The 1,395-nt window shown below is 65.7% G+C and carries 2 protein-coding genes; both read right to left on the bottom strand.

The genetic code is table 11. The features are described 5' to 3' along the window. Positions 1-42 precede the first annotated feature (42 nt). On the bottom strand, positions 43-672 hold the full coding sequence (locus E3D03_RS20715) for a 3-oxoacid CoA-transferase subunit B (RefSeq protein ID WP_263568521.1): 630 nt from the start codon (positions 670-672) through the stop codon (positions 43-45). 2 nt (positions 673-674) lie between these two features. Further along, positions 675-1,376: a CoA transferase subunit A gene (locus tag E3D03_RS20720; protein WP_263568522.1), complete on the bottom strand. Its 702-nt coding sequence runs from the start codon at positions 1,374-1,376 to the stop codon at positions 675-677. Between the last annotated feature and the right edge of the window lie 19 nt (positions 1,377-1,395).

A 1,395-nucleotide genomic window follows, 5' to 3' on the forward strand; every position in this document is an offset into this window, starting at 1 on the left:
AGCCGCAAGAGGGGGCAGACAGCCCCCTCCCCTTCGCGCCGCTCAGCCGACGATTGCCGCCTCGGTCGCCGCGCGCAGCTGGTCCTCGCTGACGCCATCGGCCAGCTCGACGATCTTCAGCCCGCCCGGAACCACGTCCAGCACGCCCAGGTTGGTGATGATGCGATTGACCACCTTCTGCCCGGTCAAGGGCAGCGTGCAGGCCTTCAGCACCTTCGACTCGCCATGTTTCGAGGTGTGGTCCATCACCACCACCACCCGCTTCACGCCGGCGACCAGGTCCATCGCCCCGCCCATGCCCTTCACCAGCTTGCCCGGGATCATCCAGTTCGCCAGGTCGCCGTTCTCGGCCACCTCCATCGCGCCCAGGATCGCCATGGCGATCTTGCCGCCGCGGATCATCGCGAAGCTCTCGGAGCTATCGAAATAGGCGGTCTGCGGCAGTTCGGTCACCGTCTGCTTGCCGGCATTGATCAGGTCGGGATCCTCCTCGCCCTCATAGGGGAAGGGGCCGATCCCGAGCATGCCGTTTTCCGACTGCAGCGTCACATGCACCCCCTCGGGGATATAGTTCGCCACCAGCGTCGGAATGCCGATGCCGAGGTTCACATACCAGCCGTCCTGCAGCTCCTGCGCGGCCCGCGCCGCCATCTGGTTGCGGTCCCATGCCATGCTCAGGCCTCCTTCTTCCGGGTGGTGCGCTGCTCGATGCGCTTCTCGTGCTGGCCCTGGATCAGGCGATGCACATAGATCCCCGGCAGGTGGATGGCGTCGGGGTCGAGGCTGCCGGTCGGCACGATCTCCTCGACCTCGCAGATGCAGACCCGACCGCATTTCGCCGCCGGCACGTTGAAGTTGCGCGCGGTCTTGCGGAAGATCACGTTGCCCGACTCGTCCGCCTTCCAGCCCTTGACGATGGCCAGGTCCGCGACGATGCCGCGCTCCAGGATATAGGTCTCGCCGTCGAAATCCTTGTGGTCCTTGCCCTCGGCGATCACCGTGCCGACGCCGGTCTTGGTATAGAAACCCGGGATGCCGGCGCCGCCCGCCCGCATGCGCTCGGCCAGCGTGCCCTGCGGGTTGAACTCCAGCTCCAGCTCGCCCGAGAGATACTGCCGCATGAACTCGGCGTTCTCGCCGACATAGGAGGAGATCATCTTGCGGATCTGCCGCGAATCCAAGAGCTTGCCCAGCCCGAACCCGTCGACGCCGCAATTGTTGGAGGCGATGGTCAGGTCCTTCGTCCCCGCCTTCAGGATCGCCTCGATCAGCAGCTCGGGAATGCCGCAAAGCCCGAAACCCCCGGCCGCGATCAGCATCCCGTCCCGCAGCAGGCCGTCCAGAGCAGCATCCGCGCTCGCATAGACCTTCTTCATGCATCCCTCCCGTTGTTGG

Source organism: Paracoccus sp. DMF, from assembly GCF_004407025.1.
Lineage (GTDB): Bacteria > Pseudomonadota > Alphaproteobacteria > Rhodobacterales > Rhodobacteraceae > Paracoccus > Paracoccus aminovorans_B.